General features: G+C 58.4%; 6 protein-coding genes. 5 read left to right on the top strand and 1 reads right to left on the bottom strand.

Features of this window, described 5'->3' with window-relative positions:
- Window positions 1-598 precede the first annotated feature (598 nt).
- The 3 genes from xylB to IOD40_RS17775 are packed head-to-tail and all read left to right on the top strand — an operon-like array spanning window position 599 to window position 4,844.
- On the top strand, window positions 599-2,053 hold the full coding sequence (gene xylB / locus IOD40_RS17785) for a xylulokinase (RefSeq protein WP_198478045.1): 1,455 nt from the start codon (window positions 599-601) through the stop codon (window positions 2,051-2,053).
- 18 nt (window positions 2,054-2,071) lie between these two features.
- Complete coding sequence (gene xylA / locus IOD40_RS17780) at window positions 2,072-3,382, top strand: xylose isomerase (protein ID WP_198478044.1); 1,311 nt, start codon at window positions 2,072-2,074, stop codon at window positions 3,380-3,382.
- Window positions 3,375-4,844 carry a mannitol dehydrogenase family protein gene (locus tag IOD40_RS17775; protein WP_198478043.1) on the top strand — a complete coding sequence of 490 codons (1,470 nt, stop codon included), beginning with the start codon at window positions 3,375-3,377 and terminating at the stop codon, window positions 4,842-4,844. The genes xylA and IOD40_RS17775 overlap by 8 nt, the downstream gene beginning before the upstream one ends.
- A gap of 6 nt (window positions 4,845-4,850) precedes the next feature.
- Here IOD40_RS17775 and IOD40_RS17770 read toward each other — a convergent pair whose 3' ends face one another.
- Entirely contained in the window at window positions 4,851-5,642 is a 792-nt protein-coding gene (locus IOD40_RS17770; RefSeq protein WP_198478042.1) for an IclR family transcriptional regulator domain-containing protein, read from the bottom strand.
- 76 nt (window positions 5,643-5,718) lie between these two features.
- On the opposite strand from IOD40_RS17770, the gene IOD40_RS17765 reads away from it, so the two are divergent.
- Together IOD40_RS17765 and IOD40_RS17760 are read left to right on the top strand one after the other, a co-directional pair.
- Window positions 5,719-6,438, top strand: coding sequence for a 3-oxoacid CoA-transferase subunit A (locus tag IOD40_RS17765; RefSeq protein ID WP_198478041.1), 720 nt, complete (start codon window positions 5,719-5,721; stop codon window positions 6,436-6,438).
- Complete coding sequence (locus IOD40_RS17760) at window positions 6,435-7,106, top strand: 3-oxoacid CoA-transferase subunit B (protein WP_198478040.1); 672 nt, start codon at window positions 6,435-6,437, stop codon at window positions 7,104-7,106. Before IOD40_RS17765 ends, IOD40_RS17760 begins: the two co-directional genes overlap by 4 nt.
- Window positions 7,107-7,108 lie beyond the last annotated feature (2 nt).

The following is a 7,108-nucleotide window of genomic DNA, read 5'->3' as shown; positions in this document are numbered from 1 at the left end:
GTCGGCTGGCGGGACGCATGCGTCCCTGGCCGAGGTAGCTCCTCGTCCTGCGGACCATAAGCTGAAGGTCGTTGGTTCAAATCCAACCCCCGCAACCAACTTCAAACTTCTCAGCAATCAACATTCAACGCCGCGCACTTCAGTGTCGGCTGGCGGGACGCATGCGTCCCTGGCCGAGGTAGCTCCTCGTCCTGCGGACCATAAGCTGAAGGTCGTTGGTTCAAATCCAACCCCCGCAACCAAGCACCAGCTTCTCAGCAATCAACATTCAACGCCGCGCACTTCAGGGTCGGCTGGCGGGACGCATGCGTCCCTGGCCGAGGTAGCTCCTCGTCCTGCGGACCATAAGCTGAAGGTCGTTGGTTCAAATCCAACGTGCGCGGGCAAACATCTTCCCAATAAAAGACTAGTTTCTCCGAGCGGTGGATGATTGGCTTGTCCCCCTGCTGCACTAACGCAAATCTGCGTCGTCGTCCTTCCCATTCCTCGGCCGAGTGCTGGGGCAGGGGCTTTTCTTATTTTTTGCGGATTGCGAAATAAATAAGAACTCGGCTATGCTCCTTCGGGCAGGCTTCTGGCCGGCATGGGAGGAATTTGGATGTATCTTGGGCTGGACCTCGGCACGTCGGGGGTCAAGGCGCTGCTGATGGATGAGGAGCAGGAGCCTGTCGCGTCCGCGTCGAGCGATATCACGGTGTCGCGTCCCCATGAGGGGTGGTCGGAGCAAGAGCCTGCGGATTGGGTCCGGGCTGCCGAAGATGTGGTCGGTGCGTTGCGTCATTCCCATGCGATTGAAATCGCAGCGGTGCGTGGCATTGGTCTATCGGGCCAGATGCATGGAGCGACCCTTATCGACAGCGCCGGGGGGGTGATGCGGCCTTCGATATTGTGGAACGACACCCGCAGTTTCGAAGAAGCTGAAGCGCTTGATCGTGATCCGATTTTTCGCGAGGTTACGGGAAACATCGTCTTTCCCGGATTTACCGCGCCGAAACTGGTCTGGCTTAGGCGGCATGAGCCGCAGATATTTGATCGCGTGGCCAAGGTTCTGTTGCCGAAGGACTATCTCCGCTTCTGGCTGACCGGCGAGTTCGTGGCCGAAATGTCGGACGCATCCGGCACGTCTTGGCTGGATGTCGGGGGGCGGCAATGGTCCATGCAGCTTCTGGACAAATGCGGTCTTGAACTGGCGCAGATGCCGTCGCTCATCGAAGGGACGGAAGTGTCGGGCGTGTTGAGGCCGGAATTAGCCTCCAGATGGGGGATGAAAAATAAGGTCGTTGTCGCGGGCGGGGCAGGGGACAATGCCGCTTCGGCCTGCGGTGTCGGCGCTGTACGATCCGGGGAGGCCTTTCTTTCGATTGGAACATCCGGCGTTCTCTTTGCAGCCAATGATCGATACTCCCCAATTGCTGCAAGTGCGGTGCATACATTTTGTCACGCCCTGCCCGAGGTGTGGCATCAAATGGGGGTGACACTTTCGGCGGCAGATTCGCTGAGCTGGCTATCGGCTATTGTCGGTTCACCCGCCAGCAGATTGGCTGACGAGCTGGGCGATCAACTTCGGGCCCCAACCGGGGTGACGTTTCTGCCTTACCTTTCGGGCGAGCGTACCCCTCACAATGATGCGTCTATTCGTGGAGCGCTGACGGGGCTTTCGCATCAGAGCGATCGGGAAGCCTTGACGCAGGCCGTCATGGAAGGGGTTGCGTTCTCGTATCGCGATTGCCTCGAAGCGTTGAAATCTTCCGGCACGACGATTGATCGGGTAACTGCGGTTGGTGGCGGGTCGCGTTCGCACTATTGGCTGAAGGCGGTTGCGACGGCTCTCGAAATTCCGATCGATCTCCCGGCTGAGGGAGATTTTGGCGCGGCGCTCGGGGCAGCGCGTCTCGGTCTTATCGCGGCCGAGGGAGCGGATCCGGTTCAGGTCTGTTCCCGCCCGGCAATGCGCGAGACCATAGAGCCGGATACCTCACTGCACGCAGCCTTCGAGGATGCGTATCAGCGCTACCGCGACCTTTATCCGGCCATCCGCTCCATTCATTCCTGATCGACAAGGAGATTTGTCATGACGACCGGTTTCTTCGGTGACGTTTCGCCGATCCGCTACGAAGGGCCGGATTCGGACAATCCGCTCGCCTACAGATATTACAATCCAGCTGAGATGATCATGGGCAAGCGGATGGAGGACCATCTGCGCTTCTCCGTGGCCTATTGGCATTCATTTGCGTGGCAGGGGGGGGATCCCTTCGGCGGGCAGACCTTCGAGCGTCCCTGGTTCGATGAGACGATGGAGGGGGCGAGGCTCAAGGCTGACGTTGCCTTCGAAATGTTCCAGGCGCTCGGCGTGCCATTCTACTGTTTCCACGATGCGGATGTGCGCCCGGAAGGCTCGACGCTTGCGCAGAGTATTTCACGGCTGGATGAGATTGGTGACGTCTTTGCCGCAAAGCAGGCGAAGACCGGGGTGAAGCTGCTATGGGGCACCGCAAACCTTTTCTCGCATCGTCGTTATATGGCGGGAGCTGCGACCAACCCGGATCCTGATGTGTTCGCGTACGCAGCCGCGACCGTCAAAGCCTGTATGGACGTTACGAAGCGGCTTGGCGGCCAGAACTATGTGCTCTGGGGCGGCCGTGAGGGCTATGAAACCCTGCTCAATACCGATCTCAAGCGCGAACGGGAGCAGGCAGGTCGGTTCCTTGCGCTCGTCGTCGACTATGCCAAGAAGATTGGCTTCGGCGGGACCATCCTCATCGAGCCTAAGCCTCAGGAGCCGACAAAGCATCAATATGATTATGATGTCGCGACGGTCTACGGCTTCCTCAAGGATTTCGGCCTTGAGAAAGAAGTGAAGGTCAATATCGAGCAGGGGCATGCGATTCTGGCGGGCCATTCATTCGAGCACGAGTTAGCCCTCGCGGCATCGCTGGGGATCTTCGGTTCAATCGACATGAATCGAAACGACTATCAGTCGGGTTGGGATACGGACCAGTTTCCAAACAACGTGCCCGAAATGGCTCTGGCCTATTATGAGGTTCTCAAGGCAGGTGGCTTCACGACCGGAGGCACCAATTTCGATGCCAAACTCCGTCGCCAATCGCTCGACCCGGAAGATCTGCTGATTGCGCATATAGGCGCGATGGATTGCTGCGCACGGGGCTTGAAGGCTGCCGCTGGAATGCTGGGGGATCAGGCCCTGATCAAGCCGCTGGAAGAGCGTTATGCCGGCTGGAACGATCGGCATGCGCAGGCAATGCTTTCAGGCCAGATGTCACTGGATGAAATCTCGACGCATGTGCTTTCGAATGATATCGAGCCCAAGCCCCGATCCGGGCGACAGGAATATCTCGAGAATCTGGTGAATAGGTATGTTTGACGCGCAGACGTCCGTTGGGGATGGCAACCAGGAACCCTCCTGGAGAGAGGCTGGGCGAAAGTCCGGGATAGTTCATCTGGGCGTGGGCGCGTTTCACAAGGCACATCAGGCGGTCTACACCGATGATGCGATCGGCGCTTCCGGCGGTGACTGGATGATCACGGGCGTCAGCTTGCGATCACCAGATGTCGCCGATGCGCTCAACCCGCAAGAAGGCCTCTACACTTTGCTGACCCGCGGCGAAGATGGCGTTTCGGCTCGCATTATCGGTTCGATCCGGCATGTGCTCGTCGCGCCGCGAGAGCGACAGGCCGTCCTTGATGCCATGACGGCTGAGGAAACGAAGATCGTCAGCCTTACCATCACGGAAAAAGGGTATGGGATCGACGCTGCATCGGGGGGCCTGGATGAAGGACACCCTTCGATTGCAGCGGACCTATCGAACCCCGCCGAGCCCCAGAGCGCCATCGGGTTCATTGTCGAAGCGCTGCGGCTGAGAAAGGAACGCGACGTAGGGGGCTTCACGGTCCTGTGCTGCGACAACCTTCCCTCGAACGGGCATGTTGTGCAGCGGTTGGTCCGCGATTTTGTCCAGCGGGTTCGTCCGGAGTTGCAAGAATTTATCGACGAGTATGTCACGTTCCCGTCGACGATGGTTGATCGCATCACACCGGCCAGCACTGAACAGACCTTTGCCGATGTGAAACGCTTGACCGGGCGCGATGATCGGGCTGCGGTTGAGACGGAGCCGTTCAGCCAGTGGGTCATTGAAGACAAGTTCGTTGCCGGCCGTCCGGACTGGGAAGCGGGCGGAGCTATCTTCGCAGATGACGTCCTTCCCTATGAGAAGATGAAGCTGCGCATGCTGAACGGCTCGCATTCGCTGCTTGCCTATTCGGGCTTCATTGCCGGACATGTCTATGTGCGTGATGTTATGCAGGATGCGGCGCTTGTTGCTGTGATCCGCAACCATATGAATGCGATCGCTCAGACGCTTGATCCTGTGGCCGGTATTTCTTTTGACGATTACGCTGGCCAGCTTCTCACGCGGTTCAGCAATCCGTCCATTGCACACCAGACTTATCAGATCGCTATGGACGGGACGCAAAAGCTGCCTCAGCGGCTTTTGGAACCGGCAATATTCGCACTGGCAAAAGGCGATCCCCTAGACAGCTATGCCTTCGCTGTGGCGGCATGGATGCGATATTGTCTCGGCATGAACGAGAACGGCGCAAAATATGATCTGCGTGATCCGCGCGAGGCGGAAATTGAGGCACTTCTCGCCGGAACGGAGAGCGATGCCGGCTCGATCGTTGATCGGCTGATGTCCTTGCCGGGCCTGTTTCCGGATGAACTTTCAACGTCATCCGAATGGAAGCGGGCGGTCGCACAGCGGCTGGAAATCATGCTCTCGAAGAGCATGCGCGCTGCGATCGAGGCCGAGGCAAAAAGCGCGGCCTGACGGACGTCAGTGCACGACGTAGTAATTTTCAATCATGCCAGCGGTTTCCCGGAGGTGAGGGAGAATTTTCTCCTCCATCTCCGCGATCGAGAACCGCACGGATTGGGCGGATATGTTGATAGCCGCAACGATCTCGCCGTCACGATTTCGGATCGGAACGGCTATTGACCGCAGCCCGATCTCCAACTCTTCGTCCATAGTCGCGTAGCCACGTTTGCCTGCGTCGATAATGATGCGCTCGAGCTTTGCCGGGTCAGTGATCGTCTTGGGTGTGTGTGCGTGGATTTTTGCCCGCGCAAGAAATGCGCGCAGTTCATGATCCGGCAGTTTGGACAGTAACATCCGCCCCATAGCCGTCGAAAGCGCGGGCAGCCTCGTTCCCACGTGGAGTGCGACGGACAGTATCCGGTGCCCGGCGACACGCGCCACATAGACGACGTCTTCGTCAGCAAGGATTGCGGCAGAACAGCTTTCGTTGAGCTTTTGCGAGAGGGTGCGCATGAAAGGCTCAGCGAAGCTCCACAAGGATGTGTTCGAGATCCACGTCCGCGACAACGACAGCAGACGCGGCGACAACATGAATTTGCGCCCGTCCTGAGATGCGTAGCCGGTGGACACGAGGGTCAGAAGGAACCGTCTCGCACCTGCACGGGTTAAGCCAGCATGCTCCGCCATCTCCGTGAGCGTCATCCCGGCGGGATTCGCAGCGAGGATTTCCATGACCTGCAGACCGCGCGCGAGCGATCCGACCAGGTCTCGATCGGCAGCCGTTTCGTTTGACTCGACTTTAGGTGTCATCTAATAATGTATCGCATATCAAACAATTGTTCGCAATACGAACTTTTGCCTTGAGCTCAGTTCGGGGAGATCGACAATGAAGAAAGTCTACCCAGGCATCGAAGATGCTCTGGCCGACGTCCAGGATGGAATGTCGGTAATGATCGGTGGTTTCGGTGGCTCAGGCGCCCCGATCGAGCTGATCCACTCGCTGGTTAACCGCTATCGCGAGACCGGCTCGCCCGGGAACCTCACTGTCATCAACAACAATGCAGGTAACGGTGCGATCGGCATTGCCGCGATGATCTATGCCGGCATGGTCAAGAAGATGGTCTGCTCGTTCCCGCGTTCGAGCGATCCGAAGGCCTTCACCGACAAGTATCTCGCTGGCGAGATCGAGCTTGAGCTCGTGCCGCAAGGCACGCTGGCTGAGCGCATCCGCGCCGGCGGCGCTGGTATTCCGGCATTCTACACCCCGACGAGCTACGGCACGCTGGTCGCCGAAGGTAAGCCGATCGCCGAATTCGACGGCCGCAAATATGTTCAGGAACGCTGGCTGAAGGCTGACGTCGCCATCATCAAGGCTGACATCGCTGACACCAAGGGCAATTTGACCTTCAACAAGGCAGCGCGCAACTTCTCGCCGCTGATGGCAATGGCTGCGAAGCTGACGATTGTTCAGGCGCGCAAGGTCGTCCCTGCGAGCGGGATCGACCCGGAGCATGTCGTTACGCCGGGCATCTTCGTTGATCGCGTTGTCGAGGTTTCTGATCCGAAGCAGGAAGAAGTACTGCTGCGCGAAGGAGTTAAGGCATGACTACGAAGCTTTCCAACGCACAGATCGCATGGCGTGCAGCACAGGACATTCCGGACGGTGCCTATGTAAATCTCGGTATCGGCTTTCCGGAAATGGTCGCCAAGTTCAAGCCGGACGGCCGTGAGGTTATCTATCACACCGAGAACGGGGTGCTGGATTTCGGTGAGGCTCCGGCCGAGGGTGAGGAAGACTGGGATCTGATCAACGCCGGCAAGAAGGCCGTGACGTTGAACCCGGGCGCATCGTTCTTCCACCATGCGGATTCGTTTGCGATGGTTCGCGGCGGTCACCTTGATGTTGCAATTCTCGGCGCTTACGAAGTTGCCGAGAACGGTGATCTTGCCAATTGGAGCACGGGTCCGGGGTCGGTTCCGGCTGTCGGCGGCGCGATGGATCTGGTCCACGGCGCAAAACGCGTTTGCGTCATCACCGATCACGTCACCAAGAAGGGCACGCCGAAGCTCGTCAAGAAGTGCAGCCTGCCGCTGACCGGCGTTGGCTGCGTCACGACGGTCTATACCAGCCTTGCCGTGATCGACATCGTCGACGGACGCTTTGTTCTGCGTGAAAAGCTGCCGACCGTAAGCATTGAAGAACTGCAGGCCGTGACCGGCGCGGAACTTGTCATTGACGGTCCGGTTGTCGATCTGATCGTTCCGGAGGTTTGAGA

This window comes from Aquamicrobium zhengzhouense, from assembly GCF_016124105.1.
Lineage (GTDB): Bacteria > Pseudomonadota > Alphaproteobacteria > Rhizobiales > Rhizobiaceae > Aerobium > Aerobium zhengzhouense.
The sequence above is the reverse complement of the archived record's forward strand: the minus strand, read 5'-3'. Positions and strand labels throughout refer to the sequence as shown.